The sequence below is a fragment of the Arthrobacter psychrolactophilus genome, from assembly GCF_003219795.1.
Lineage (GTDB): Bacteria > Actinomycetota > Actinomycetes > Actinomycetales > Micrococcaceae > Specibacter > Specibacter psychrolactophilus.
This window is the reverse complement of the sequence record NZ_QJVC01000005.1, coordinates 73613-100137: the sequence shown is the minus strand read 5'-3', so window position 1 is coordinate 100137 and position 26525 is coordinate 73613. Positions and strand designations below refer to the sequence as shown.

Annotated in this window: 24 protein-coding genes and 1 tRNA gene; 22 read left to right on the top strand and 3 right to left on the bottom strand. The window is 60.6% G+C overall.

Annotated elements, in window-relative coordinates; genetic code table 11:
• Positions 1 to 169: 169 nt before the first annotated feature.
• From CVS30_RS08310 to CVS30_RS08260, 11 genes are all read left to right on the top strand, one after another.
• Positions 170 to 1315 carry a mannose-1-phosphate guanylyltransferase gene (locus tag CVS30_RS08310; RefSeq protein WP_245934506.1) on the top strand — a complete coding sequence of 382 codons (1146 nt, stop codon included), beginning with the start codon at positions 170 to 172 and terminating at the stop codon, positions 1313 to 1315.
• A gap of 144 nt (positions 1316 to 1459) precedes the next feature.
• Positions 1460 to 2665, top strand: coding sequence for an amidohydrolase (locus CVS30_RS08305; RefSeq protein ID WP_110484864.1), 1206 nt, complete (start codon positions 1460 to 1462; stop codon positions 2663 to 2665).
• A 293-nt stretch (positions 2666 to 2958) separates the two neighbouring features.
• Positions 2959 to 4074 (top strand): BMP family lipoprotein, encoded by a 1116-nt coding sequence (locus tag CVS30_RS08300; RefSeq protein ID WP_110484863.1) that lies wholly within the window; start codon positions 2959 to 2961, stop codon positions 4072 to 4074.
• 171 nt (positions 4075 to 4245) lie between these two features.
• Positions 4246 to 5805 carry an ABC transporter ATP-binding protein gene (locus CVS30_RS08295; protein ID WP_110484862.1) on the top strand — a complete coding sequence of 520 codons (1560 nt, stop codon included), beginning with the start codon at positions 4246 to 4248 and terminating at the stop codon, positions 5803 to 5805.
• Positions 5802 to 7049, top strand: a complete 1248-nt coding sequence (locus CVS30_RS08290; RefSeq protein WP_110484861.1) for an ABC transporter permease — start codon at positions 5802 to 5804, stop codon at positions 7047 to 7049. Before CVS30_RS08295 ends, CVS30_RS08290 begins: the two co-directional genes overlap by 4 nt.
• A 3-nt stretch (positions 7050 to 7052) precedes the next feature.
• The gene (locus CVS30_RS08285) at positions 7053 to 8348 is read left to right on the top strand and encodes an ABC transporter permease (protein WP_110484860.1); all 1296 of its coding nucleotides are present in this window, start codon (positions 7053 to 7055) and stop codon (positions 8346 to 8348) included.
• A gap of 3 nt (positions 8349 to 8351) precedes the next feature.
• Positions 8352 to 8783, top strand: coding sequence for a cytidine deaminase (locus CVS30_RS08280; RefSeq protein ID WP_110484859.1), 432 nt, complete (start codon positions 8352 to 8354; stop codon positions 8781 to 8783).
• 45 nt (positions 8784 to 8828) lie between these two features.
• Complete coding sequence (locus CVS30_RS08275; protein ID WP_110484858.1) at positions 8829 to 10151, top strand: thymidine phosphorylase; 1323 nt, start codon at positions 8829 to 8831, stop codon at positions 10149 to 10151.
• 153 nt (positions 10152 to 10304) lie between these two features.
• The gene (locus tag CVS30_RS08270; RefSeq protein ID WP_245934505.1) at positions 10305 to 11141 is read left to right on the top strand and encodes a DedA family protein; all 837 of its coding nucleotides are present in this window, start codon (positions 10305 to 10307) and stop codon (positions 11139 to 11141) included.
• 18 nt (positions 11142 to 11159) lie between these two features.
• On the top strand, positions 11160 to 12386 hold the full coding sequence (locus CVS30_RS08265) for an adenosine deaminase (RefSeq protein WP_245934504.1): 1227 nt from the start codon (positions 11160 to 11162) through the stop codon (positions 12384 to 12386).
• Positions 12387 to 12432: 46 nt separating this feature from the next.
• Positions 12433 to 13074 carry a MazG nucleotide pyrophosphohydrolase domain-containing protein gene (locus CVS30_RS08260; RefSeq protein ID WP_110484857.1) on the top strand — a complete coding sequence of 214 codons (642 nt, stop codon included), beginning with the start codon at positions 12433 to 12435 and terminating at the stop codon, positions 13072 to 13074.
• 286 nt (positions 13075 to 13360) lie between these two features.
• Here CVS30_RS08260 and CVS30_RS08255 read toward each other — a convergent pair whose 3' ends face one another.
• Entirely contained in the window at positions 13361 to 14059 is a 699-nt protein-coding gene (locus CVS30_RS08255; protein ID WP_110484856.1) for a PadR family transcriptional regulator, read from the bottom strand.
• A 533-nt stretch (positions 14060 to 14592) separates the two neighbouring features.
• On the opposite strand from CVS30_RS08255, the gene CVS30_RS08250 reads away from it, so the two are divergent.
• From CVS30_RS08250 to CVS30_RS08200, 11 genes are all read left to right on the top strand, one after another.
• On the top strand, positions 14593 to 15084 hold the full coding sequence (locus CVS30_RS08250) for an FBP domain-containing protein (RefSeq protein WP_110484855.1): 492 nt from the start codon (positions 14593 to 14595) through the stop codon (positions 15082 to 15084).
• A 200-nt stretch (positions 15085 to 15284) separates the two neighbouring features.
• Positions 15285 to 16565 carry a phosphopyruvate hydratase gene (gene eno / locus CVS30_RS08245; protein ID WP_110484854.1) on the top strand — a complete coding sequence of 427 codons (1281 nt, stop codon included), beginning with the start codon at positions 15285 to 15287 and terminating at the stop codon, positions 16563 to 16565.
• 129 nt (positions 16566 to 16694) lie between these two features.
• Entirely contained in the window at positions 16695 to 17435 is a 741-nt protein-coding gene (locus tag CVS30_RS08240) for an FtsB family cell division protein (RefSeq protein ID WP_110484853.1), read from the top strand.
• Between the two features lie 75 nt (positions 17436 to 17510).
• Positions 17511 to 18149 carry a DUF501 domain-containing protein gene (locus CVS30_RS08235; protein WP_110484852.1) on the top strand — a complete coding sequence of 213 codons (639 nt, stop codon included), beginning with the start codon at positions 17511 to 17513 and terminating at the stop codon, positions 18147 to 18149.
• Positions 18150 to 18153: 4 nt separating this feature from the next.
• Positions 18154 to 19122 (top strand): Ppx/GppA phosphatase family protein, encoded by a 969-nt coding sequence (locus CVS30_RS08230; protein ID WP_110484851.1) that lies wholly within the window; start codon positions 18154 to 18156, stop codon positions 19120 to 19122.
• A 27-nt stretch (positions 19123 to 19149) separates the two neighbouring features.
• Complete coding sequence (locus tag CVS30_RS08225; RefSeq protein WP_110484850.1) at positions 19150 to 20580, top strand: S8 family peptidase; 1431 nt, start codon at positions 19150 to 19152, stop codon at positions 20578 to 20580.
• A gap of 103 nt (positions 20581 to 20683) precedes the next feature.
• Positions 20684 to 22117, top strand: a complete 1434-nt coding sequence (locus CVS30_RS08220; protein ID WP_110484849.1) for an NAD(P)/FAD-dependent oxidoreductase — start codon at positions 20684 to 20686, stop codon at positions 22115 to 22117.
• Between the two features lie 114 nt (positions 22118 to 22231).
• Positions 22232 to 22732, top strand: coding sequence for a GNAT family N-acetyltransferase (locus CVS30_RS08215; protein ID WP_110484848.1), 501 nt, complete (start codon positions 22232 to 22234; stop codon positions 22730 to 22732).
• 66 nt (positions 22733 to 22798) lie between these two features.
• Positions 22799 to 22871: transfer RNA gene (locus CVS30_RS08210), tRNA-Leu, on the top strand.
• A 167-nt stretch (positions 22872 to 23038) separates the two neighbouring features.
• Entirely contained in the window at positions 23039 to 23884 is an 846-nt protein-coding gene (locus tag CVS30_RS08205; protein ID WP_110484847.1) for a Bax inhibitor-1/YccA family protein, read from the top strand.
• Between the two features lie 112 nt (positions 23885 to 23996).
• Entirely contained in the window at positions 23997 to 25184 is a 1188-nt protein-coding gene (locus CVS30_RS08200; protein WP_110484846.1) for a TerC family protein, read from the top strand.
• A 132-nt stretch (positions 25185 to 25316) separates the two neighbouring features.
• Here CVS30_RS08200 and CVS30_RS08195 read toward each other — a convergent pair whose 3' ends face one another.
• Together CVS30_RS08195 and CVS30_RS08190 are read right to left on the bottom strand one after the other, a co-directional pair.
• Complete coding sequence (locus CVS30_RS08195; RefSeq protein WP_110484845.1) at positions 25317 to 25724, bottom strand: VOC family protein; 408 nt, start codon at positions 25722 to 25724, stop codon at positions 25317 to 25319.
• Between the two features lie 99 nt (positions 25725 to 25823).
• The gene (locus tag CVS30_RS08190; RefSeq protein WP_110484844.1) at positions 25824 to 26522 is read right to left on the bottom strand and encodes a helix-turn-helix transcriptional regulator; all 699 of its coding nucleotides are present in this window, start codon (positions 26520 to 26522) and stop codon (positions 25824 to 25826) included.
• Between the last annotated feature and the right edge of the window lie 3 nt (positions 26523 to 26525).

Sequence of the window (26525 nt, the reverse complement as noted above, 5' to 3'; positions counted from 1 at the left end):
CTGTGTGGCAACTCACAGCTTCTTCCTTAAGTACTGAGATAAGGGCACGTTGCGTCTCCATTCATAAGGTTCGATGGCGCATTCCTCGCCTACGACTTTGGGATGAACTTTGTCGAAAATCACGTAGATAAAGGGAATTCGCACATCTGTATCACCTATGGTGGACATGATGAATACGCAAAGAGTGGTCGAGTCCGAGCAGTCAGCTACGGATCTTATGGGTCGGTTTTATGCCGTGATTCCAGCGGGCGGTGTGGGGACGCGGTTGTGGCCGTTGTCGCGTGCTGCTGCCCCGAAGTTCCTGCATGATCTCACCGGTAGTGGCAGTACGTTGATTCGGGCTACCTATGATCGCTTGGAGCCGCTCAGTGCTGGTCGTTTCCTTTTGGTAACGGGCGATGCGCACCGTGACGCGGTGTGCCGTCAGCTGCCCGAGATTGCCGATGAGAACCTGGTCTTGGAACCAGAACCCAAAGATTCAGGTGCCGCCATTGGTTTAGCGGCTGCGATTCTTTTCACTCGGGATCCGTCCGCGATCATGGGTTCCTTTGCCGCTGATCAGGTCATTAGCCCGGTCGATAAGTTCCAGGACGCTGTGCGCGAGGCTATCTATACAGCGGCCACGGGCAAGATCGTCACGATCGGTATTAAGCCCACACATCCCTCGACGGGCTTCGGTTACATCCGCACCGGCGCACCGCTTAATGTGGAGGGTGCTCCGCGCGCTCATTCCGTAGCGAAGTTCGTGGAGAAGCCCAGTGAGGAAATCGCTGAACGGTACCTTGCCAGCGGTGAATACAGTTGGAACGCTGGCATGTTCGTGGCCCCGGTGAAATTGATGCTCCATCACCTCAAGGCAAATGAGCCCGCACTGTATGAAGGCCTCATGGAAATTGCTCTGGCCTGGGACACCCCTGAGCGGGTTGCCGTGAAGAATCGTGTCTGGCCTACCTTGCCGAAGATCGCCATTGATTATGCTGTGGCCGAGCCGGCTGCTGATGCCGGAGACGTCGCCGTGATTCCGGCTGACTTTAGCTGGGACGACGTCGGAGACTTTGCCGCGATCGCACGGCTGAGTAGTGCCACAGAAAATAAGAACGTGAAAGTCATCGGCGATGGCGCACGCGTCTTTACCGAAGACAGCACCGGCATCGTGGTCTCCGATACCAAACGCGTCATCGCCCTGATCGGTATCGAAGACGTCGTCGTCGTCGACACCCCCGACGCGCTACTCGTCACGACCCGAGCGCACTCACAACTCGTGAAAAAAGCAGTCGACGGACTCAAAGCACAAGGCAACACCGACGTTCTTTAATCTCTGAAGGTCCCGCTCCCAACTCGCTGACGTGTCTTGGGCTCGGGACCTTCCTCTATATGGGCTGCGCCACATGAAGGAAAGATAAGTAATGCGGCGCAGCCAATGCCGATTCTCGGCAGCTACATGACTAGAGTTTGAGCTGTGCGTAATTACTCGATGGAAACAGAACCGACCGAGCCCATAAGTCCCTGGCTCGAACCATTGCTGGAAGATGTCATCGAATTCCGTCGTGATCTGCATGCCCACCCGGAATTATCCTTCCAGGAATTCCGCACGACCGGGAAAATTTACGATCGACTTGTCGCCGCCGGATTGTCCCCGCGCCGTCTCGAAGGCACCGGTGTCATCGTTGATGTTGGCGAGGGTCCCATCGCGACGGCACTGCGCGGAGATATTGACGCTCTGCCTGTAGTCGAAGAAACCGGGCTTCCCTTTGCCTCTCGCAACCACGGTGTCACGCACGGCTGTGGCCACGATTTCCATACCGCGTCGATGCTTGGCATCGCACTGGTCCTAGCCAAGATGCACGAGCACAAGCCGCTGGGCGGCAGTGTGCGCATCATCTTCCAGCCAGCCGAGGAGACACTTCCCGGTGGCGCACTAGCCTGCATCGATCAGGGCGCACTGGAAGGCGTGCCGCGCATCATGGCCCTGCACTGTGATCCACGCATTGACGTGGGCAAGATCGGTACCCGCATTGGACCCATCACGAGTGCCTCCGACACCATCAAGATTGAACTCTCAGGTCGCGGTGGGCATACCTCCCGTCCGCATCTGACAGAGGATCTGGTCTTTGCATTGGCGCAAATTGCTATCAACGTCCCCGCTATCCTGTCACGCCGTGTTGATGTCCGCAGCGGTGTCTCCGTGGTGTGGGGTCAAATCAGCGCCGGCACCGCGCCCAACGCGATTCCCGGTCATGGTGTTATGAGCGGCACGATGCGGTGCCTCGACCGCGAAGCCTGGCATGCGGCAGGGGAGTTGCTGGACGACGTCGTCAAGCAGGTCGCCGCACCCTTTGGCGTTGACGTTCATCTAGAGCACACCCGTGGTGTGCCGCCCGTGGTGAACTCCGAACATGAAACGGCACTCATCGAAGCCTCGGCCCGTGCCGAGCTCGGCGAGGATTCGGTTGTTCTGGCACCCCAATCGATGGGCGGGGAGGATTTTGCCTGGTTCTTGCAAGGTGTTCCCGGATCCTTGATGCGACTGGGAACCCATGTACCCGGTGGGGAAGAATACGACCTCCACCGTGGCGACTACATCGTCGATGAACGAGCCCTCTCGGTGGGCATCCGGGTGCTGTGTGCAGCAGCTCTCCGAACCCTTCGAGCAGCAACGCAGTAGCCACTTCACGTCAAGCCCTTAACGTCAAGAGCCATAAGGATCTTGCAAAGTGGCCACCGATCAAAAGTAACGCTCTATAACGGTTCATCAACAATGATCTGAGCAAGGGCCTCTCCACTACCTGCCAGTAGCTTGAGACCACTAGTGTGATGGTTAGCACCGCTGTGTAAGAGGTGTGTCACAACAAGCGGCTGATCTTGAAATACTAGGAAGTGTTCTTCCGGAGACCAAGGTAGGTTCGCATTTGTGTTGACGCATCGCTGAGCTGCGGCTACACACCTTATGGAGGAACCTTGAAGAATCTGCTCTTGAACAAAGTAAAGCGCGGCGCCCTGGTGGGAACCGTGACCGTCAGCGCTATGGCGATGCTGCTCACCGGCTGTGGTGAAGCCCCGCCGTCCAGCGGCTCCGGTGATGGCACCAAGAATGCCGCAGCCGCCGATTACTTGGGTTGCATCGTCTCTGACTCCGGTGGATTCGATGACCAGTCATTTAACCAGTCTTCCTACGAAGGCTTGAAGAAAGCTGAAGCCGATCTCGGCATCAAGGTCAAGGAAGCTCAGTCAGGCGCAACGTCGGACTTCGCACCGAACCTGAGCCAGATGGCCAGCGCCGGCTGCAACATGACCCTGACGATCGGCTTCCTCCTGGCCGAGGCCACGGCAACTGCCGCCAAGGAAAACCCGGATCTGCACTACGCCATCATCGATGACAACAGCATCAAGGCTGACAACGTCAAGCCCGTTGTTTACGACACGGCTCAGGCTGCCTTCATGGCTGGCTACACCGCAGCAGCAACCTCCAAGACCGGCAAGGTCGGCACCTTCGGTGGTATCAACATCCCCACCGTCACGATCTTCATGGATGGATTCGCTGAAGGCGTGAAGTACTTCAACGAGAAGCAGGGCAAGGACGTCAAGGTTCTCGGCTGGGACGTAGCTACCCAGCAGGGCTCCTTCGCTAACACCTTCGAAATCGTTCAGGAAGGTACCAAGATCTCCAACAACCTGATCTCTGAAGGCGCCGACGTGATCATGCCTGTTGCCGGTCCGTTGGGCAAGGGCGCTGGCGATGCTGTTTTGGCCGCCAACAAGGGTGGCAAGGACGTCAAGCTGGTTTGGGTTGACTCCGATGGTTACCTGACCGCTCCGGCCTACAAGTCCGTGCTGTTGACCTCGGTTATCAAGACCATGGGTGAAGCAGTCGAGACCATCGTTTCCGATGACCTCAACGGCAAGTTCGATCCCGCCCCGTACGTCGGCACACTCGAAAACGGTGGCGTGGCTTTGGCCCCGTTCCACGATCTTGATGCGTCGGTCAGCGCCGACACCAAGACGCAGCTGGAAGAAATCAAGAAGGGCATCATCGACGGATCCATCAAGGTGGAGTCCAAGTCCAGCCCCAAGTAGTCCCCATTGGCGAGAGCATCACTCGTGGAGAGTGGTGCTCTCGCCATTGTGTCGTTGTCCCGCCGTGTCGCCCATTCTCTAGAAGCGTGGGCGACACGGCGTGGACTATGCAAAGATCAGCACAGCAGCAACATCACTCACAATCCAACAATCCGCGGACGGGTTAAAACGTTGAAACTAGAACTTCGGGGCATCACCAAGAGCTTTGGTGCCCTGGTGGCGAACGACCACATCGACCTCGTGGTGGAATCCGGTCAGATCCATAGCCTTTTGGGCGAAAATGGTGCCGGAAAATCCACACTCATGAACGTTCTCTATGGCTTGTACGAACCCACCTCGGGCGAGATCCTCGTCGACGATAAGGCCGTGAAGTTCTCCGGCCCCTCGGACGCCATGGCGGCCGGCATTGGGATGGTGCATCAGCACTTCATGCTGGTTCCCGTCTTCACCGTCGCCGAGAACGTCGCGTTGGGTGCCGAGGCCATATCCTTTGGCGGTGTCCTTAACCTGGACGCCACCCGCAAGAAGATTCGCGAGATCTCCGACAAGTTTGGGTTCGATGTTGATCCCGATGCCCTCGTGGAAGATCTTCCCGTGGGTGTGCAGCAGCGCGTTGAAATCATCAAGGCGTTGGTTCGCAACTCGAAAATTTTGATCCTGGATGAGCCCACCGCCGTGCTCACACCTCAGGAAACCGATGAGCTCATGGACATCATGGGCCAGCTGCGCGATGGCGGCACCTCGATTGTGTTCATCTCGCACAAGCTTCGTGAGGTCAAAGCCATCTCCGACACCATCACCGTGATTCGTCGCGGCAAGGTGGTTGGTTCCGCCGATCCCAGCGCCTCCACGACAGAGCTGGCCGCCTTGATGGTGGGCCGTGCCGTCAACTTGAACCTCAATAAGTCCGATGCCCAGCCCGGAGAGGAGACCTTTAAGGTCACAGATCTGACGGTTATGAGCGACGACGGAGTGAGACTTCTCGACAACGTCTCCTTGAGTGTCTCTCAGGGAGAGATCTTGGCGATTGCCGGGGTCCAGGGCAACGGCCAGACCGAGTTGACCGAGGCAGTGCTGGGTCTGCGTAAGCACGCCGTCGGATCTATCACCTTGGATGGCAAGGAACTGTTGGGCAGCAGCGTTCGTCAGGTTTTGGATTCCGGCGTTGGCTTTGTCCCCGAGGACCGTCAGGACGATGGCCTCGTGGGTGAAATGTCGATCGCCGAGAACCTGATTCTCGATCTGTACAAGAAGGCGCCGTACTCTCGTCGCGGTACCCTGAACCGGGCCGTGATCGCTAAGAACAGCGTCGAGAAGGTCGCCGAATTTGACGTCCGGGCGCAGTCGCCCCAAGATGCGGCGAACACGCTTTCCGGTGGAAACCAGCAGAAGGTGGTGCTGGCCCGAGAATTGGCACGCCCCTTGAAGCTGTTTATCGCCTCGCAGCCCACCCGCGGTGTGGACGTTGGATCCATCGAGTTCCTCCACAAACGCATTGTCGCCGAGCGTGATGCGGGAACTCCCGTCATCATCGTCTCGACCGAATTGGATGAAGTACTTGAACTAGCCGACCGTATTGCCGTCCTGTTCGCCGGACGACTCATGGGCATCGTCCCCGGAAAATCCAGCCGAGCACTCCTTGGCCTGATGATGGCCGGGCTGAACGCAGAAGAAGCACAGGAACACATGAAGACACAGGACGCACAGAACGCTCAGGGGGATCAGCCATGAGCGGGACGGAACTGAACAAGCCCGCCGAAGAATCCGGCGCAACCCCGGCAACCCCGGCGAGCAAGCCCGCGCCGGAGGCTGGCAAGGAAAGCAACGGCACCCAGCTGGTCCGCGAAATCATGAGCGGCAACGCCGTGATTTCCGTGCTCGCTGTGGTCGTGGCCCTGGTCATCGGTGGCATCCTGATCGCCTTCACCGACTCCCGCACCACGAGCGCCATGGGGTACTTCTTTGGTGACCCGAGCGCCACGTTCAAGGCCATGTGGGCAGCAGTTTCGGAGGCCTACGGGGCTCTGTTGCGCGGAGCTACCTATGATCCCGGCGCACGCACCTGGCAGGGCCGCCTCGGTATTTTTGAGACCCTGACCTTCGCTACACCCTTGATTCTCTCGGGCCTGGCCGTCACCTTGGCCTTCCGTGTAGGACTGTTCAACATTGGTGCCAAGGGTCAGATCATCCTGGGTGCCACCTTTGCCGGCGTCGTAGGTTTCCTGATTGAACTCCCGCCGGGAATCCACCTCGTGGCCGTTGTTTTGGCTGGTGCCATTGGTGGTGCGCTGTGGGGCGGCATCGCCGGTTTCCTCAAGGCTAAGACGGGAGCGCATGAGGTCATCGTGACCATCATGCTCAACTACATCGCCGTGTCCTTGGTGCTGTACCTGCTCAAGAACCAGCTGCGCGATCCCAACAGCACCAACCCCATCAGCCCGCGCATGCACGAATCGGCCATGTTCCCCTTGCTGCTCGGGCCCAACTACCGACTCCACTGGGGTTTGGTTGTGGCCGTTCTGGCCGTTGTTGCCGTTGCCTGGTTGCTGAACCGTTCAACGCTTGGCTTTGAATACCGTGCCATCGGTGAGAACCCTCGCGCCGCACGTACCGCGGGCATGCTGGTCTCCCGTGGCTACATCACGGTCATGTTGTTCTCCGGAGCCTTGGCTGGTCTGGCCGGTGTCACACAGCTGGCGGGAACCGAGAAACTCTTGGATTCCGACATCGCCGGCAGCATTGGTTTTGACGCCATCACGGTGGCCCTGTTGGGGCGTTCCCGTCCTTGGGGTACCTTCTTTGCCGCGATTCTCTTTGGTGCGTTCAAGGCCGGTGGCACGTCCATGGCCATCAACGCCGACGTGTCCATTGACATCGTTGCTGTTGTGCAGTCCTTGATTGTGCTGTTCATTGCCGCCCCTCCCTTGATTCGGTCCATATTCCGAATCAAGGAACTTCGCCACGAAGGAGTCTGACGCATGAGCATCGCAGCTAAGACTAAAACATTGCAGCACGCTGACGCCGTTGCCGTGCGCAGCTGGAAGACACCGATCCTATTGGGCGTGCTGGCGCTTTTCGCCGTCGTCGTTTTCATTATTCTGGGCCCCAACGGGCACGCCACGTTCCGTATCTCGCAGGAAAATGACCTGTGGCAGGTGCCCAATCTGGTGGTACCGGCTAAGGGTGTAGGCATCGTTGTCTCGCTGATCACCTTGGCCTTGGCTTACCTGGCGTACAGCCAGACCAAGACGGTAGGAAAGATCTCTAGATGGGTCCTCATGACGTTCACCGTGGTGTTCGTTATTGGTCTCATGGTGTGGATTATCGGTGGCACCACAACACAGAACATCACGCTCGTAGGCTTGTTCACGGGCGCCATGCTCATCACCACCCCGCTGGTCTTCGGTTCCATGTCGGGTGTGCTTTCTGAGCGTGCTGGCGTCGTCAATATCGCCATTGAGGGCCAGCTGCTCGCCGGCGCCTTTACCGCGGCTCTGGTTTCCTCCATCACGCACAACGCCTTCGCCGGGTTGTTTGCCGCGGCCGCAGCCGGTGTTTTGGTGTCGGCGCTCTTGGCGCTGTTCAGCATCAAGTACATCGTCAACCAGATCATCGTCGGTGTGGTCTTGAACGTTTTGGTCGCCGGCCTGACGGGCTTCCTGTTCGAGAAGATCATGAAGACCAAGGTCAATGGCGAGACCATCTACAACCAGCCCACGCATTTGCCGGATCTGCCCATCCCGTTCCTCTCGCAGATTCCCATCATCGGCCCCACCTTCTTTAGGCAGTCGATCATTGGCTACCTCATGATCATCCTCGTGGTGGCCCTGTGGTTTGGCCTGTTCCGCACTCGTTGGGGACTGCGGGTGCGTGCCGTCGGCGAGCACCCCAAGGCCGCCGACACCGTGGGCATCAACGTCAACCGCACCCGCGTCATGAACGTCCTGCTTGGTGGCGCCGTGGCCGGTATCGGTGGCGCTTACTTCACGCTCGTCGCCGTCAGCAGCTTCAGCAAGGACATGACAGGTGGTTTGGGTTTCATCGCCCTGGCCGCCCTGATCTTTGGCCGCTGGAACCCGATCGGTGCCGCCCTCGCCGCGCTGCTCTTCGGTGTGGCTGGTAACCTGCAAAGCATCCTGTCCCTGGCCGGTACCCCGATCGACGGGCAGTTCCTAGCCATGCTCCCGTACGCCCTGACCATCTTGGCCGTCTCCGGTTTCGTGGGCAAGGCGATGTCCCCGGCAGCCAGCGGCGAACCGTATGTGAAGGAGTAGCCTATGAGCACTGACACGTTCGACGACGTATGGGAACCTTTGCGCTTGGCGGCCACCGCCGCTCTGGCTCACTCGTACTCGCCCTATTCAAAGTTCCCGGTGGGTGCCGCGGCGCGGCTGGAGAACGGCACAATCGTCTCCGGCTGCAACGTTGAAAACGCCAGCTTTGGGCTGACCCTGTGTGCCGAGTGCACCATGGTTGGTGCTGCACGGATGCAGGGCGGCGGGCTCATCAAGGAGTTCTACTGCGTCGATGGCAACGGGGCGATTCTCATGCCCTGCGGCCGTTGCCGGCAGTTGCTTTTTGAGTTCAGCACGGCCGAAACCCGGCTCATGACCTCCTCCGGTATCAAGACCATGGATGAGGTGTTGCCCGACGCCTTTGGCCCCCGGGATCTGGATAGAGTCGCGGCCTCGCCCGCGGACGCGTCCTAATCCACCTCTTTTTCTACCTCTGACACATCGGACGGACCCAGCACCATGAACCGTGAAGCATACTCAGGCCCACTCTTTGACGCGGTGGACATCATCCGGACTAAGCGCGACAAGGGCACCCTGAGCGCTGAGCAAATCGCCTGGACCATCGACGCCTACACCCGCGGCACCATCGCAGATGAGCAGATGGCGGCCCTGAATATGGCGATCCTGCTCAACGGCATGGATCGGGCCGAGATCTCACAGTGGACCGCGGCCATGATCAACTCGGGGGAGCGGATGGACTTCTCGAGTCTGCGCAACCCGGCGGGTCGGCCCATGGCGACCACGGATAAGCACTCGACAGGTGGCGTGGGCGACAAGATCACGCTGCCCTTGGCGCCGCTGGTGGCCGTTTTTGGGGTGGCCGTACCGCAGCTTTCGGGCCGCGGCCTAGGCCACACCGGTGGAACCCTGGACAAGCTGGAATCCATCCCAGGCTGGCGGGCCAACCTCAGCAATGAGGAGATGATGCGTCAGCTCTCCGAGGTGGGTGCGGTGATCTGTGCCGCCGGCGCTGGCCTGGCCCCGGCCGATAAGAAGTTGTACGCCCTGCGTGATGTCACGGGCACGGTGGAGGCAATCCCGCTGATCGCCTCCTCTATCATGAGCAAGAAGATCGCCGAGGGCACCGGCGCGCTGGTGTTGGACGTCAAGGTTGGTTCGGGCGCGTTCATGAAGAGTGTGGAGATGGCGCGGGAACTAGCCCAGACCATGGTGGCCTTGGGTAAGGACGCCGGAGTCAACACCGTGGCCCTGCTGACAGATATGTCCACCCCACTGGGCCTCACGGCGGGTAACGCCATTGAGGTCCAGGAATCGGTGGAGGTGCTGGCCGGCGGTGGTCCGGAAGACGTCGTCGAACTTACCGTGAAGCTGGCAGAAGAGATGCTGGAGGCCGCCGGTATTCGCGACGCCGATCCCGCCGCCGCGCTGAAGGATGGCCGGGCCATGGATGTGTGGCGCCGCATGATTGCCGCTCAGGGCGGCGACCCTGACGCCACCTTGCCGGTGGCTCGTGAATCCGAGGTTATTTTGGCCCCGGCCGACGGTGTTCTAGTCGGGCTCGATGCTTTGTCGGTGGGCGTTGCCGCGTGGCGTCTGGGTGCGGGGCGGGCCCGCAAGGAAGACATTGTCCAAGCCGGTGCCGGGGTGCGGCTGCATGCCAAGCCAGGTGCCTTAGTGCGCGCCGGTGAGCCGCTCATGACGCTTCTGACGGACACCCCGGAGAAGTTTGACCGGGCCAAGGAAGCGCTCGATGGCGCCGTCACGATCGCCCTTGAAGGGTCCCGCCCCGCAACACAGCTCATCATCGACCGAATTAGCTAGTTTTAGGTGGGCCAAGGAGCCGGGGCAGCTCATTTCTCATCCTTTCGCGGGATGAGTTTGCGCACAATCTAGTCCTGCAGGTGGATACCAGCACGTCTTAAGAGGTGGGAGACTTAGAAGTAGACATCCACCACAGGAGAGGAACCTGCCGCTGTGGATTTATTGCATCTGGTCGGTCAAATCAATGTTTTGATCGAGCACTCAGCCGCCCAATGGTGGGTGATTCCCTTGGTCAGTCTCTTTTGCCTGATCGATGGTTTCTTCTTGTTCTTACCCAGCGAGACAGCCATCGTGGCCCTAGCCTCGATCTCGGCCAAAACCGGTGACCCCAATATTTGGTTCCTGATTATGGGGGCCTCCGCGGGAGCCATCATCGGCGATAACATTGCCTACTTTCTCGGCCGCAAGCTCGGGACCACACGCTTCAACTGGATGCGCCGTCCCCGAGGCGCCAAGGCTTTCGCCTGGGCTGGTAAGGAATTAGAAAAACGCGGCGCCATTTTGATCTTCACGGCCCGCTATATCCCTGTTGGTCGGGTGGCCGTGAACTTCACGGCGGGCGCCACCTACTTCCCCTGGCGTCGTTTTGCCTTACTCGACGCTATCGCCGTCGTCACCTGGGCTGGCTATTCAGTTGCCGTGGGTACTTTTGCCGGTCGCTGGGTCCATGACAACCCCTTGTTGGGAGTGGTCATCGCGGTGGTCTTCGCCGTCGTAATTGGCTTCGTCGTGGACCATCTCATGAAGTACGTCCATCACATCTTGGAAAAGCGTGGCAGGATCGCGCCGCGGCAAGAGCCCGGCTACGCCGCGGCTGCTGCCGCCGCGCAGGTGCGGGCGCGGGCTGTAGCGGAGGAAGAGCTGAAATTTGCTGCCGCCGAGAGCGCCTTGGCGGAGCCGTTGACGGTGCTCGAGCGAGCAGTGCCCGGTGCGAATTCGACTACGCCGACAGCGCACGAGACGCAAAGGACTGGCGCGGGCGGGGCCTAGCTCCCTAGAGTGTTGCTTGTGACTAACCCAACTGAAGAGTACGAAGCCGTGTCCATCCCTGTTGTGGACCTGCAATCGTTGCCAAAGGTATCCCTGCACGACCACTTGGACGGCGGTTTGCGTCCGGAAACCATCATCGAGTTGGCTGCGGCCTCCGGCCATGAGCTGCCGGCCACCGACCTCGAGGAGCTGCGTACGTGGTTCCACGAATCGGCTGATTCGGGCTCACTTGAGCGCTACCTTGAAACCTTCGAACACACCATCGCTGTCATGCAGACGCACGATCAGTTGGTGCGAGTGGCCCGCGAATTCGTTGAGGACCTCGCCGACGATGGCGTCGTTTATGGCGAAGTCCGCTGGGCTCCAGAGCAGCACCTCACTCAGGGCTTGTCCCTGGATGACGCTGTCGAAGCCGTTCAGGAAGGCCTCGAGGCCGGCATGGACGCCGTTGATGCCGATGGTGGCTACATCGAGGTCGGCCAGATCATCACGGCCATGCGCCATGCCGATCGTGGTGCCGAGATCGCCCAGCTCGCCGTCCGTCATCGCGACAACGGCGTTGTTGGCTTCGATATCGCCGGAGCCGAAGAAGGCTTCCTTCCTTCTCGCTTCACGGAGGCCTTCACCTATCTGGCCGAGAACAACTTCCCGGCCACCGTCCACGCCGGTGAGGCTGCCGGGCTCGAGAGCATCCAGGACGCGCTCGTCCATGGCCGCGCCCTGCGCCTGGGCCATGGTGTCCGCATCGCCGAGGATATCCACCTCGATGTTCAGGAAGTTGACGGGCGCGACGTCGGAACCGTCACCTTAGGCGATTTGGCCCAGTGGGTGCGCGACCGCCAGATCCCCTTGGAACTGTGCCCGTCCTCCAACCTCCAGACTGGCGCCATCGCCGCCTTTGGAACCACCTTGGGCGAACACCCCATCGATCTGCTGCACCAGCTGGGCTTCAACATCACGGTCAACACCGACAACCGCCTCATGAGCGGCGTGACCTTGACCAGCGAATTTGCTTTGCTCGTGGAAACCTTCGGTTACGGCCTGGACACGGTCCTGGAAATGACGTTGAACGCCGTTCACGCCTCCTTCCTGCCGATGGAACAGCGTGAGCAGCTGGCCGAATTCATCATCGAGCACTATGAAGACGCCATGGAAGAAATGGATGATTTCGAGGACTCCGAAGATTTCGAAGCCTTCGGCCACGAGCACATCCACGATACGGACGATTCCGAGCTTGAGCACTAAAGAATCGCCTGAACCGCTAAGGCGGGCCGCTTCCTCTCAGGAGGAAATGGCCCGCCTTGTTGGCGTCGTGACGTCGTTGCGCGAACACTGCAAGTGGACGCAAGCGCTGACGCATGAATCGCTCATACCGTACTTAATCGAGGAAGCCTACGAACTGGCAGACGTTGTTGCGGCGCCCGGGCCGCTCGACTCCCAGGCGCTCAAGGGTGAGCTGGGCGATGTGCTCTACCAGGTCCTGCTCCACTCGCTCCTGCAATCGGAGACAGGCGAATTTACGCTGGCCGATGTGGCGCAGACGTTGCGAACCAAGCTGGTTCGACGCAACAGCCACATTTTCCGCCCGGACGGGTCGCTGCAGGAGAACTTTCCCGAAAGCATCGCCGAGATTGAGCGAAGCTACGAAGCCGTCAAGGCGCAGGAGAAGCCCCGAGAGCAGTCTATTTTTGACTCCCTGCCCAACTCCCTGCCGGCTCTTTCACTTGCCGCCAAGACCCTGGACCGGGTCGAGGGGCGCACCGGCGACCGGGACTATGCAGGACCTCCCCAGACTGAAGATGAGCTGGGGGAGATGTTGTTCGAGGCGGTGCGGGCCGCCCGAGCGCAGGGTCTTGACGCAGAGCGCGCTCTCCGCACAGCGGTCTACAAGTTTCAACGGCACGAGAGTTCCGGTGCCACCGGCGCTCCGTAGCGTTGCATTTGGCGGGTACGCAGCCAGCTGAAACCACTGAGGCGTCTGTGCGGTGGATTTAGTGAGTCCAACACGATGCTGGACCTCTAGAGGTGGTGCCCTGGGGTGAATCCGCGCCACGTTCGGGGCCATACCACGCACCATCTCGTCCCGCAGCGCCTCAGACCGACTTCCGTTCGTTGACTCGTCACGTCACGCCGCTATTCACGCGGGTTAAGGGCGTCATCTGGCGACTCAACGCGGGGTCAGGCCTATTCGGCGCCGAGAACCCACTTTTACGTCCCGGTCAATCTGCCAATAGCTGGTAGATGGTCCGGCGCGCAGCATCGAGGGCCTCCGTGGCGCTCTTGATCTGCTCTTCCGTGCCGGCCATGGCGATCTGCTGCACGGCGCCGCCGAGTTTGTGCATTCCTGCACGCAGTTCAGTGCCGGCTCCGGCCTCCTCGTTGACGTCGGCCCACACCTGTGCCATTTCCTCCGAATTCTCCGCAACATAGGACTTGCCGGCCTCCGTGAGCGAGAATTCCGTGCGCTTGCCTTCCTCGGAGGTCTCAATGAGCCCCTCGGCTTGCAGCGCGGCAAGTGTGGGATAGACGGATCCGGGGCTGGGGCGCCAAGCTCCGTCGGTGTGCACAGCGATGGCCCGGATCATGCCGTAGCCGTTGTAGCTGTGCTGGCTCAAGAGAGACAGTATGGCGCTGCGGACATTGCCCTTGCGCACCCTGCCTCCGCGGCCGCCAGGGCCCGGACCAAACCCGGGACCGAAGCCGGGGCCACGCCTGCCGCCGGGCCCAAAGCCGCGGCTGCCGGGGCGTCCGCTGCCGCGGGGGCCTTCGTCTCCGTATCCGTGGTCACGCCCGTGGCCGTGCGGAAAATCGCCTTCGCCGGTGGGGGAGTGGGGTTCGTGGTGGCGCCGGACGCGAGGGTTGCGCCGTCCGCGGCCGCCGGGGTCATTGTTTTCTTCGGGAAAAGTAAAGTTCTTCATGAGGTGTATTCGCCTAGATTCTTATGTGGGCTTCGGTAGGAAGCCTTGGTGAAGTTGCTGTGATGGGCGGAGCCGGGAACCTCGTGAGGTTGGTGCATCCTGCCCGGATGGGGTGGATCTGGAGTCCGCCCACTGACTGTGTCAAAAACGCGATCTAGAATGTCGCGATACTTAACGATATATCGTTAAGTTCTTTAGCGTCAAGTGGAAGTGAAGATTATTTTCTACCGGACTCGGATGCGTCGTTGTCGGAGGCTGCCCGGTGCACAGGAGTGTGCAAACGAAGATGTGTAGACTTCTAGCAGGATTACACGAGGAAATGAGGGGCGACACTGATGACCACAGCACATCGGACCCACGCCCCTGCGGAAAGCGAGGTGGCCCTCATGGCCTACTTCGCGGCGCGAATCACTCCCTGACACGCACTGTCACTGGCAGCTGGCGTCTTGGGTGAGTCACCCACCCGACAAATCACCCTGCGGTTGTTGCCGCAGCGGTGAAAGGCATGCCCAAATACTTGAGGACACATTGCTGTGGAAAAAATCTCCGACAAACAAATTCGATCCTGCTTCATCAACGCCAGCCGGTCAGAAGCTGCCAAGCTCAACCTGCCAGCCAATTTCGCGAGCCTAGATTGGGGAACCCTGGATTTCCTGGGCTGGCGAGACGAAAAAATGCCCATGCGCGGCTATCTGGTCATGCATGTTGCTGGAAAGCTGACGGGGATCATGCTCCGGGCACCGGAAGGCGGCAGCGGCAAGAAGCGCAGGGTGCTGTGCGAACTGTGCCGGGACGTCTACTCAGAAGAGGACGTGTACCTGTGGGTCAGCAAGCGGGCCGGACAATCCGGCCGCGACGGAAATTCCGTGGGCACCCTCATCTGTGCGGAGTTCCTCTGCTCGGCCAACGTGCGCCAGGAGCCGAAGGACAACCACATTGAGTCGGATTTGACGGTCGTGATCGAGCGACAAATCCTGGGTCTGCGGGAGCGAACCGAGCGCTTCGTGGGTCGCGTCCGAGGATAAATTCGCCCGTCGTAGGCGCTTCATGCGACGTGGTTATTTATGCTCTACCCCGCCAACTACTGTATGTTCGCGGGGTAGAGCTATGTCCACGAACTGGCCCTGTCACGTAGCAATGAGTGCCCGCTCACGCTGTCCGCTACGATTGAGAGGACAGCGTGGTCGACATTTACCCTAAAAAGCTGACTATCTAGGAGCAATACGTGGCACTTATTGAAGCCATTCATGCACGCGAAATTTTGGATTCCCGTGGAAACCCGACCGTTGAGGTTGAAGTTCTGCTGACCGATGGTGCCATGGGTCGCGCAGGCGTTCCCTCCGGCGCATCCACCGGCGCCTTCGAGGCAGTGGAACTCCGCGACGGCGACAAGGCTCGTTACCAGGGCAAGGGCGTTCTGCAGGCAGTTGAAGCTGTTCTGGAAGTTATTGCACCTGAGCTCGAAGGCATTGACGCCACTGACCAGCGCCTGATCGATTCCATGATGTTGGAATTGGACGGCACCGCCAACAAGGGCAAGCTCGGCGCCAACGCCATCTTGGGTGTTTCCTTGGCCGTGGCAAGCGCCGCAGCCGAATCCGCTGGCCTGCCGTTGTACCGCTACTTGGGCGGCCCCAACGCACACGTTCTGCCGGTTCCGCTCATGAACATCCTCAACGGTGGTTCACACGCTGACTCCGACGTTGATATCCAGGAATTCATGATCGTCCCCCTGGGTGCAGCAACCTTCTCCGAAGGTCTGCGCTGGGGCGTTGAGGTTTACCACAACCTCAAGAGCGTTCTGCAGGAAAAGGGCCTTTCCACGGGCCTGGGCGACGAAGGTGGCTTCGCGCCGAACCTGCCGTCCAACCGTGCAGCACTTGACCTGATCCTGGAAGCCATCACGCGCGCCGGCTACAAGCCCGGCACCGACATTGGTCTGGCCCTGGATGTTGCCTCCTCCGAGTTCTACAAGGAAGGTGCTTACCAGTTCGAAGGTAAGGCACTCTCCGCCGCCGAGATGAGCGCTTACTACGCTGAGCTCGTTGCCGACTACCCGCTCGTCTCCATCGAGGATCCCCTGGATGAAGATGACTGGGAAGGCTGGAAGACCCTGACTGACACCATCGGTGACAAGGTTCAGATTGTTGGAGACGACCTCTTCGTCACCAACCCCGAGCGTCTGGCCCGCGGCATCGAGTCGGCAACCGCCAACTCGCTGCTCGTGAAGGTCAACCAGATCGGTTCCTTGACCGAGACCCTGGATGCTGTTTCCATGGCGCAGCGTGCCGGTTACACCACCATCACCTCGCACCGTTCAGGCGAGACCGAAGACACCACCATTGCTGACATCTGCGTTGCAACCAACGCCGGTCAGATCAAGACAGGTGCCCCGGCCCGCTCCGAGCGCGTTGCCAAGTACAACCAGCTCCTGCGCATCGAAGAAGAACTCGATGAAGCCGCACGCTACGCAGGCCGCAGCGCGTTCCCGCGTTTCAAGGGCTAAATAGCGTCAAGAGTCGCGGTAGCTGGCTAAGGTGGAACAACACCCTGGCTTAGCTACCGCGGCTTTGCCGTTTAAAGCGACGGCAGCGGTGCAGCAGGTCTTGAACGATCAGAAGTCATTAGGAGAAGCATGGCCACGCGACGGCCCTCGGTGCCCAAAGCCACCTTCACGGCTGGCATTGGCACGGCCGAAGAGAAATCCGGAGCCGCCTCGGACGGTGCCGCAAAGTCCCCTGCCTCGGAAAGCACGACGCCGGGTCCCGGCAAGGCTGCCTCGGCTGGCTCCTCGAAGGGTACTTCGGGGCGCGGAAAATCCCCGGACAAACAACGCCGCCCGGCCTCGGCCGCACAGGGCCGCGAAGACCACCATGGCGTGATTCACCCCGCCGAAAGTGGCCCGGTGCCTGCCCGGAAGTTCTCGGGACGCCTGCTCGTCCTAGGTCTTGCCATGGCTGTTGTGACTGTATTGCTGGCACCCAATGTGCACACCTTCTTACAGCAGCGCTCCGAAATTTCGGCCCTGCAGCAGGAAATCTCCCGTGAGCAGGAACAGCAAGCAGGCCTGCAAACCGAATTGAGCCGCTGGGATGACCCGGCCTATATCAAGCAACAAGCCCGCGACCGGGTCAGCATGCTGATGCCAGGAGAAACCGGATATTGGGTTTATGGGGCTAACGGTGTTGACGTTGTGCCCGGTGCCACCGCCGTCGCAAAGTCACTCTCGGTGAAGAACGCCACCGAGGTGACCGATGAACCGTGGGTTGAGAGTCTCTGGGGCGCCGTGCAGGATTCTGCCAAGGTACAAGCCGCTCCGACACCCGCCCCGGCCCCTGTTTCGACGCCTCCGGCAGAGCCCGCTCCCACCCCGTAAACGGTGGCCCGGAAGCATAGCTGAGCTACGTCGCAGCGAGAACAGGCTAAAATAACTGCTTGAACACCCCCGAAAATGTTTTATGGAAGGCCCATCGTGCCCGCAACTGACAGCTCCGCCACCGGCGGGCGCGTTCCCACCCAGCAGGATCTTGACACGCTGAGCCTGCAGCTCCACCGCCCCGTGCGCGACGTCGTCGAGATTCCCGCACGCTGCATCTGCGGCAATCCGCTCGTCGCAGCCACCGCGCCGCGCCTGAGTAACGGCATCCCGTTCCCCACCACGTACTACCTCACGCACCCCATCCTCACGGCTGCCGCATCCCGTCTGGAGGCCGCAGGCCTCATGAACGAGATGACCGACCGCTTGGCCACAGACACTGAGCTTGCCGCCGAGTACCAGAAGGCGCACGAGAGCTACATCGCCGCCCGCGAAGCCATCGGTGAGCGCGCCGGCACCGGTCCCGTTCCGGAGATTTCCGGCATCTCCGCCGGCGGTATGCCCACGCGTGTGAAGTGCCTGCACGTGCTGATCGGTCACTCCCTGGCCGCCGGCCCGGGAGTCAACCCGCTCGGCGATGAAGCCCTGGCCGGTGTGGCCCAGTGGTGGACCGCCGATAAGTGCTACTGCGAGGGCGCCTGGGATGCGGCCGCTCCCGTTCCGAACAAGGACCTGAGCCGTCACGTCAAGCACCTGAACAAGCAGGAGGGCTAAAGCCGTGCGCGTTGCAGCCATTGACTGCGGAACCAACTCCATCCGATTGCTCATTGCCGATGTCACCGAGGCGGGTGCCGACGCCCCCACCCCGGGAGCGCAGCACTTGAGCGACGTCCATCGCGAAATGCGGGTGGTCCGGTTGGGACAGGGCGTTGATGTCACCGGCATGCTGGCCGAGGAAGCGCTAGCGCGCACCTTTGCCGCGGCCGATGACTACGCCGCGTTGATCCGCTCTTCGGCTGTTGAACGCGTCCGCTTTGTCGCCACGAGCGCCACCCGCGACGCGGGAAACCGTGAGGTGTTTGTTGCCGGAATTCAGGAACGCCTGGGCATTGCCCCCGAGGTTGTCAGCGGTGCCGAGGAAGCAGGCCTGTCCTTTGCCGGTGCCGCGAGCGTCCTGCCTATGACGGCCGATGATCAGGTGCTCGTCGTTGATCTCGGTGGCGGCAGCACCGAATTCGTCATGGGCAACAGCGACGGAGTCCTGGCAGCACTGAGCACCGATATGGGCTGTGTCCGGTTCACGGAACGATACCTGCGCAGCGACCCGCCCACGGCCGAGGAAATTGCGGCCGCGGAGTCCGCCATCGCAGCGAAACTCGACGATGTTTTGGCCGTGGTTCCTTTGCAGAATGTGACGCGGATTGTCGGGGTGGCCGGCTCCATCACCACCATCACGGCCCACGCCCTCGGCCTGACTCGCTATGAGAGCGAGGCGATTCACGCCGCCGTGATTCCCTTGGCCACGATCGACGCCGCCGCCACCTCCTTGCTGGAAATGTCGCGTGCGCAGCGCACCGAACTTGGCTTCATGCATCCCGGGCGTGTGGACGTCATCGGGGCGGGCGCCTTGATCTGGCGCACCATCTTGCGCACCCTCGTGCGGCTCGGCGATGGCACTCTCGAATCGGCAACCAGCAGCGAACACGATATTCTGGACGGAATCGCCCTGGGTGCAGCCCATAGCTGACCTGCCCCTCTTAGGAAACGAGCCTTCATGGTGTTAGTCCCACGGTTACGTTCACTCGTCGCCGCGTTGATGACCCTTGCCCTGGCCGGTTCGTTGGCTGTTGCGCTTGCCCCCGCAGCCTCGGCCGATGACATTCGGGACCGGGAATACTGGCTCGAACAATCCGGTGTGGAGAAGGCCTGGGCGCACTCGCAGGGTGAGGGCGTCAAGGTGGCCATCATCGACAGCGGCATCGACACCTCCCACGCCGACCTCAAGGGCGCCGTGGTGGGCGGCATTGACATGTCCGGCGCCGGCAATCCCGACGGCTCCAAGGCGATTGGCGCCGAGCCCGAGCACGGCACCCTGGTCGCCACGATGTTGGCCGGTCGCGGTCACATCACCCCCGTGCCCACTCCCACAGGAAAAAGTACGACGTCGGCCACCCCCTCCGCGGTTCCGGAACCGAGCTTTGGTGCAGGTAACGACGGAGTCATCGGTGTGGCTCCCAAAGCCGAGTTGTTGAGTATTTCCGTGTGGCTGGGGAGCGAAAACCCGTCCGGGAAAAACATTGACGATCAAATTCCGGCCGCCGTGAAGTGGGCCGTAGACCACGGCGCCAAGGTCATCAACATGTCTCTGGGCAGCACGTCCACTGCCTGGCCGCAAAGCTGGGACGACGCCTTCGCCTATGCGGAAGCGAAGGACGTGGTGATTGTCGCGGCTGCGGGCAACCGTAAATCGGGCAGCGAACAGGTTGGTGCCCCGGCCACGATTCCGGGCGTGCTCGCCGTGGGTGGTTTGGATAAGGATGGCACCGCCAGCGTTGACTCGTCCTCGCAGGGCATCAGCATTGGTGTCAGCGCACCCGCCGAGGATCTGGCCGGGGGATTGCCCGGCGGTGGCTACGCCAGGTGGAGTGGCACCAGCGGTGCGGCTCCCATTGTTTCCGGTGTGGCGGCCTTGTTGCGCTCGGCCTATCCAGACATGACCGCCGCCCAGGTAGTCAACCGGATCATCAGCACCGCCACGCCCAAGGGCGAGGGAGTGCCCAACGCGATTTACGGTTACGGAATTCTCAATGCCGAGGCGGCCTTGACCGCCGATGTCCCGCTCGTGGACAAGAACCCGCTGGGCAGTATTGCCGACTGGATTCACGTGCACCGTCGCGGTGAGGTGACCCCGCCCGCCGTGGATGGGGAGCTGGCCACCTCCGTGCCGCAGGAGAAACCCACCTTGAGTGATGCCACGGTCCCCGTGGCGCTTGCCGCGGAACAAAGCACGAGCGCCCTGCCGGGAATTTTGGTCCTCGGTTTTGGGGGTCTGTTGGTCTTGGTCCTCCTCGGTGGCGGTACGCACCTGCTGGTGGTCCGCCGTCGTCTGCTTCTTGCCGAGGCGAAAAGCCCGGAGTCCGGAAGCGCTGGGACGAGCGAGGCGCCAGGGGAAACAAGCCCCGGGAAAACGCCCCACAAGCACTAGGAACATGGCCGCGTTACAACGTGGCAGACCTTAATGGGTAATCGTTACGCGTTCTTGTAACGCGGCTAGTGAATATTTTCACAAAGAGCGGTATTATGGAGGAATGGCAATCACTCCCACCTTTTCAGCACGTCCGCGCGTCCTTGTAGTTGGCGGCGGTTACGTCGGCCTGTACACGGCCTTCAACCTGCAGAAGAAGATCGCAAAAACAGGTGGCATCGTCACCTTGATCGATCCCCTGCCCTACATGACGTACCAGCCGTTCCTCCCCGAGGTAGCCGGCGGAAACATCGAAGCACGTCACGCGGTGGTTTCACACCGCAAGCACCTCAAGCACACCGAACTCATCCAGGGTTCCGTCACGAGCATCGACCACGAGAACCGGACGGCTGTTGTCGCCCCGGCCAACGGTGGCGAAAACTTTGAGCTGCCCTACCATGACGTTGTCATGGCTGCCGGTGCCATCACTCGTACCTTCCCGATCAAGGGCCTGGCCGAAGCAGGCATCGGCCTGAAGACCATTGAAGAAGCTGTTGCCCTGCGCAACCAGGTTCTCTCACTCATCGAGCTGGCCTCCACCGAGACCGATCCGGCGAAGCGCGCCCGCGCCTTGACATTCGTTGTTGTCGGTGGCGGTTTCGCCGGTATCGAGACCATCGCCGAGCTCGAAGACATGGCTCGCGCCGCCGTCAAGCTCAACGATCGCGTTGACCAGTCCGAACTGCGCTTCGTGCTCGTTGAAGCCATGGGCCGCATCATGCCCGAGGTCACCGAGGCTCAGGCTCTCTGGGTTGTCGAGCACCTGCGCAGCCGTGGCGTTGAAGTTCTGCTGAACACCTCACTGGATAACGCAGAAGAGAACAACATCAAGCTCATCAACCTGCCGGACAAGTCAGTGGCTCAGCAGTTCGACGCTGACACCCTGATCTGGACCGCAGGCGTCATGGCTAACCCCATGGTTCGCTCCACCGATTTCCCGATCGAACCCCGCGGCCGTGTCTCCGTGAACGTCAACCTGCAGGTCAACGGCGAATTCGGCGTTGTTCCCAACGCTTGGGCTGCCGGCGACGTTGCAGCTGTTCCGGATGTCACCGGCGGCCTGCCCGACGGTACCTGTGTCCCGAACGCTCAGCACGCTCTGCGTCAGGCCAAGCGCCTGGCCAAGAACCTGTGGGCCAGCCGCTTCAACAAGCCGCTGAAGGGTTACAAGCACAAGAACCTCGGCGCTGTTGCTGGCTTCGGTCAGTGGAAGGGTGTCGCCAAGATCATGGGCATCCAGCTCAAGGGTGCCCCGGCCTGGGTTGCTCACCGCGGTTACCACGGCCTGGCCATGCCCACCGTGGAGCGTAAGTTCCGCGTCCTCATGGACTGGTTCATCACCATGTTCACCGGCCGCGACATGGCTCAGTTGGAAAACCTTGAGGCGCCGCGCGCAACCTTCGTTGCCGCCGCCACCCCGAAGCCCAAGCCTGCCGCAGCCGCTCCGGTTGAGGCCCCCAAGGCTGAAGCTAAGGAAGAAGCAACCGCTGGCAAGTAGCTAGCGCGTTCTTTTAGTACGACGGTGACCCTCGCCTCACTCTGATTCCAGACTGAGGTGGGGGTCGCCGTCGTTCTTGGGGAAGGGTTCAGGGGCTGGGGCTAGACTGTGCCCATGATCATCAGAGCTGAGCGCCCCGCGGACCGGCCTGACATTCTCGCGCTGCTGGGGCAGGCCTTTCCGGGCACGGCCGAGGTCAAGCTCGTGCGGGAGCTGTACGCCTCACGCGACTACCTGCCGGCGCTGTCGCTGCTGGCCGAGTCGGAGCGGGGCGAGGTGCTGGGCTACGTCATTAGTACGCGGGCGTGGATCGGCGCCGAACCGTCGCTGGGGTTGGGGCCGCTGGCTGTGCTGCCGGGCTATCAGGGGCAGGGCATCGGCTCGTCGCTCATGCATGCCAGTATCGCGGCGGCCGCCGGCATGGGGGAGCGCTCCATCGTGCTGCTGGGCAGTGCCGACTTTTATCCGCGCTTTGGCTTCGTGCCCGCCGATTCACTGGGGATCATCTCGCCCGATCCTTCGTGGGGTTCACATTTCATGGCGCTGACGCTCGGTGGATCCGATGGTGTGCAGCACGGGAGCTTTCGCTATGCCGACCCCTTCAACCACTTATAGCACTCGGTTTCTTCCACGCGCCCGGATCCAGTAGTGTGGAGGGCAGTTGTTGGCCTTATCCAGCACGCCCCCGTAGCCCAATGGCAGAGGCACCAGACTTAAAATCTGTTCAGTGTCGGTTCGAGTCCGACCGGGGGTACCCAATCTTGAACACGGCGCAGTTCGCTCACTAAAGTGAACATTAGATGAACTCCGCATGGTAATTCGCTGGGAATACTAGACAGTGGACGTATTCTCCGTTTATGCACTAGCAGAGTTGATAGAGTTAACACAGCACCTACCCCCTATTTTGGAGGCATCAGCATCATGGCACTTGGTGGTAATCCGGTTTTTGCAAAAGACAAGAACTTCAAGGACCAGCCGGCAGGACAGTTTGGTTACGCTAACGGCGGGGCCAGTACCATGGCTGCTCAAACGCAGTTCTCGGCGCAGCAGCTACAGGATCTGTACAATAAGCCCGCAGCCGGACCGTCACAGACGGGTCGCATGACGTATGACGACGTCATCATGAAGACCGTCATGACGCTGGCTCTCGTGCTGGTCGGCGCCGCCATCGGTTGGATTATCCCGATCTTGATGATCCCCGGCATGATCGTTGGCTTGGTGCTGGGCCTGGTGAACTCCTTCAAGAAGGAACCCTCACCGGCACTCATCCTTTGCTATGCCGTCTTTGAAGGTATGTTCCTGGGCGGGCTCTCGGGCCTGCTGGAGGCTATGTACCCGGGGATCGCGATTCAGGCCATCTTGGGTACCTTGAGCGTCTTCGCCGTCACCCTGGTGTTGTTCCGCAATGGCAAGGTACGCGCCACCCCGAAGATGATGCGTTTCTTTATCATTGCCATGGCCGGTTACGCCTTGTTCTCGCTCATTAACTTCTTCTTGATGATCTTCAATGTCACGAGTACCCCTTGGGGCGTCAACGGCATGGACATCCCCGGCACCAACATCCCCTTCGGTGTCGTCATCGGCCTGCTGGCCATCGGCCTGGCCGCCTTCTCCTTGATCGTCGACTTCACCTCGATCGAAAAGGGCATCCAGAATGGCGTCCCCACCAAGTACTCCTGGACGGCCGCTTTTGGCCTGACCGTGACCCTGGTATGGCTCTACGTAGAAATCCTGCGTTTGCTCGCCATTCTCCGAGGGAACGACTAATTTCTTTACCTTTGTCTCAAAACCAATGACGCCCGGCCCCTTGTGGACCGGGCGTTATTCACACAACTCGCAACTCATTTTGACCCGTGTAGGTATCTAGCGAAAGCAGCTCATGAACGTATCCCCGCTGATTTGGGGCATTACCATCCTGGTGATCCTGGGCCTTCTGGCCTTTGATTACTTCTTCCACATTCGCAAGGCTCACATCCCCACCTTGCGTGAAGCGGCTATCTGGTCTTCCATTTACGTGGGCCTGGCTGTTGTTTTCGGCGTTGTCGTCCTGATCTTCGGCGGAGCCACCATGGGTGGCGAGTACTTCGCCGGCTACATCACCGAAAAAGCACTCAGCGTCGATAACCTCTTCGTCTTCCTGGTCATTATGGCCAGCTTCAAGGTGCCGCGCGAGGACCAGCAAAAGGTTCTGCTCTTCGGTATAGTCTTTGCCTTGATTGCCCGTACCGGCTTCATCTTTGCCGGTGCTGCGCTGATCAACACCTGGTCCTGGATGTTCTACATCTTCGGCATCATCTTGCTCATCACGGCAGGTAACCTGCTCAAGGAGGAAGATGGCGAGGGCGACGACGCCGATAACTTCATCATCAAGCTCGCCAAGCGCTTCTTCAAGACCTCGGATAAGTACGACGGAGACAAGCTCGTCACGGTTGTGGATGGCCGTAAGGTCCTCACCCCGATGCTGTTGGTCATGGTCGCCATTGGCGGCACGGATCTGCTGTTCGCGCTGGACTCCATCCCGGCCATCTTTGGTCTGACGCAGAACGTGTACATCGTCTTCACCGCGACGGCCTTCTCGCTCATGGGTCTGCGCCAGCTGTACTTCCTCTTGGATGGCCTGCTGGATCGCCTGATCTACCTCGCGTACGGCCTGGCCGCCATCTTGGCGTTCATTGGTGTCAAGCTCGTGCTGCACGCATTGCACGAGAACAACCTGCCGTTCATCAACGGCGGCAAGCACGTTCCGGTCTTCGAGATCAGCACCGGCCTGTCTCTGACGGTCATCATCGGCGTTCTGGCGATCACCATCGTCGCCTCCCTCATCAGCAAGTCCGGAAAGGCGCAGACGGTGCTCAACAACGCCCGTCGCCACTCCGCTAGCTACCTCGAGTTGGACTACACGGCCGATGCTGGCGAGCGTGAGCGCGTCTACCAGCAGCTCATGGTCGAGGAGAACGCCATCCAGAACCTGGAAGTGAAGTTCCGTGACAAGCACAAGGACTCGGAAGAGATCCTTGAGCAGGTTGCTCAGGCACATGCCCTGCACGAAAAGATGACGGGCCGCTAAATCCCGTCACCCGCAAGGGGCTCGACAGCTTCGACCATCACCGGTTGAAGCTGTCGGGCCCCTTCTTGCGTTAGGAGTTGACGCACCGGCGAGCCGCTTACGAGCCGGACGGAATCATCGAGCGAGCCTGGATCATCGAGAGACAGGGGCGAACTTCTCGATCGCCTCGCTCGTGACCGGGGTGAAGAGGTTGATGAGGTTGCCATCGGGGTCGCGGAGCAGCAGCGAGCGGTTGCCCCACGGCATCGTGGTTGGTGCGTTCACGAATGGTGTGGCCCAGCTCTGCAGCTTCTGGTATTCGCGGTCGACATCGTCGACGCGGAATTCCAGAATCGCCGAGTGGTTTGCGGCAGCGCGTGCCGCTCCGGGCCCAAAGAGGGCTACCGTCGCAGTGCTTCCAATAGCGAGCGTTGCCGAGGAAGTCCGTACCTCTGCGAAGTGTTCGTTGAGGTGTACGGCCGTGCCGCCGGTGAGCTGCTCATAAAAGTTGACCAGCGTGGCGACGTTGTCGGTGATGATGCGGATGGATACAAGGTTCATGGCTTTCCGTTTCTTGCCGAGACCACCTCGGCACCTGTCCATCGTGCACGCCGACGGCGACAACCTCCTGTCGGTGTTTAGAGCAAGAAATCCGCTGCCTCAGAAGGTTTTCAGGGCCCGGATGTCACCGTAGGGGATGGTGAGGTCCTCGGCGCGCAGGGTTCTTGGTTCCGGAGTCTCTGCGGTCATGACGCTGGAGGTGATGCGGTCAGTTCTGAAGGCCCGGATGTCCTCCCGCAGGCGGCACCACCCCACGAGAAACCAATTCGTCGGCGTCCCCACATAGGCGAGCGGCTCGATCTCACGCGTGGTGGTTGCACCCACCCGATCCTGATAGTCGATGCGGAGCACTCGACGGGCAGACAGCGCATCAGCGATGAGGGCAGGAACCGGAGGAAGAGCCGTGGCCGGTCCCAGTAGATGTACTCGGGAGGCTAGCTCGCGCGCGGCCGCGGCATCGCTGCCTTGCATGGCAGCGAGTAATTTCCGCAGCGCGGTCTGTGCTGCCTGCTCAAAAGGGGAGCCGGCCATGTTTTCCAGTGCGATAGCCATCGCGACAGCTTCAGGGGCGGTGAAATTGATTGGTGGCAGCGTTCTTGAAGGGTCGAGGCAGTATCCTCCGGTCCGGCCCGCCTCCGCCCAGACTGGGGTGCCTGCCTGTTGGAGCGCGTTGATGTCGCGCTCGATGGTGCGCAGACTGACCTCGAACCGGTCAGCCAGCCATCGGCCGCTGCGGGGGCGAGGGGCGATGACACGTAGCTCCTCCACGAGGGCGTACAAGCGGTCCGTTCGGTTCATACA

What these genes read in the sequence shown, in the direction of transcription:
- CVS30_RS08310 (WP_245934506.1), top strand. Translation starts at nt 170, where the DNA reads ATGAATACGCAAAGAGTGGTCGAGTCCGAGCAGTCAGCTACGGATCTT.
- CVS30_RS08290 (WP_110484861.1), top strand. Translation starts at nt 5,802, where the DNA reads ATGAGCGGGACGGAACTGAACAAGCCCGCCGAAGAATCCGGCGCAACC.
- CVS30_RS08285 (WP_110484860.1), top strand. Translation starts at nt 7,053, where the DNA reads ATGAGCATCGCAGCTAAGACTAAAACATTGCAGCACGCTGACGCCGTT.
- CVS30_RS08280 (WP_110484859.1), top strand. Translation starts at nt 8,352, where the DNA reads ATGAGCACTGACACGTTCGACGACGTATGGGAACCTTTGCGCTTGGCG.
- CVS30_RS08275 (WP_110484858.1), top strand. Translation starts at nt 8,829, where the DNA reads ATGAACCGTGAAGCATACTCAGGCCCACTCTTTGACGCGGTGGACATC.
- CVS30_RS08260 (WP_110484857.1), top strand. Translation starts at nt 12,433, where the DNA reads ATGGCCCGCCTTGTTGGCGTCGTGACGTCGTTGCGCGAACACTGCAAG.
- CVS30_RS08255 (WP_110484856.1), bottom strand. Translation starts at nt 14,059, where the DNA reads ATGAAGAACTTTACTTTTCCCGAAGAAAACAATGACCCCGGCGGCCGC.
- CVS30_RS08240 (WP_110484853.1), top strand. Translation starts at nt 16,695, where the DNA reads ATGGCCACGCGACGGCCCTCGGTGCCCAAAGCCACCTTCACGGCTGGC.
- CVS30_RS08235 (WP_110484852.1), top strand. Translation starts at nt 17,511, where the DNA reads ATGTTTTATGGAAGGCCCATCGTGCCCGCAACTGACAGCTCCGCCACC.
- CVS30_RS08225 (WP_110484850.1), top strand. Translation starts at nt 19,150, where the DNA reads ATGGTGTTAGTCCCACGGTTACGTTCACTCGTCGCCGCGTTGATGACC.
- CVS30_RS08220 (WP_110484849.1), top strand. Translation starts at nt 20,684, where the DNA reads ATGGCAATCACTCCCACCTTTTCAGCACGTCCGCGCGTCCTTGTAGTT.
- CVS30_RS08215 (WP_110484848.1), top strand. Translation starts at nt 22,232, where the DNA reads ATGATCATCAGAGCTGAGCGCCCCGCGGACCGGCCTGACATTCTCGCG.
- CVS30_RS08205 (WP_110484847.1), top strand. Translation starts at nt 23,039, where the DNA reads ATGGCACTTGGTGGTAATCCGGTTTTTGCAAAAGACAAGAACTTCAAG.
- CVS30_RS08200 (WP_110484846.1), top strand. Translation starts at nt 23,997, where the DNA reads ATGAACGTATCCCCGCTGATTTGGGGCATTACCATCCTGGTGATCCTG.
- CVS30_RS08195 (WP_110484845.1), bottom strand. Translation starts at nt 25,724, where the DNA reads ATGAACCTTGTATCCATCCGCATCATCACCGACAACGTCGCCACGCTG.
- CVS30_RS08190 (WP_110484844.1), bottom strand. Translation starts at nt 26,522, where the DNA reads ATGAACCGAACGGACCGCTTGTACGCCCTCGTGGAGGAGCTACGTGTC.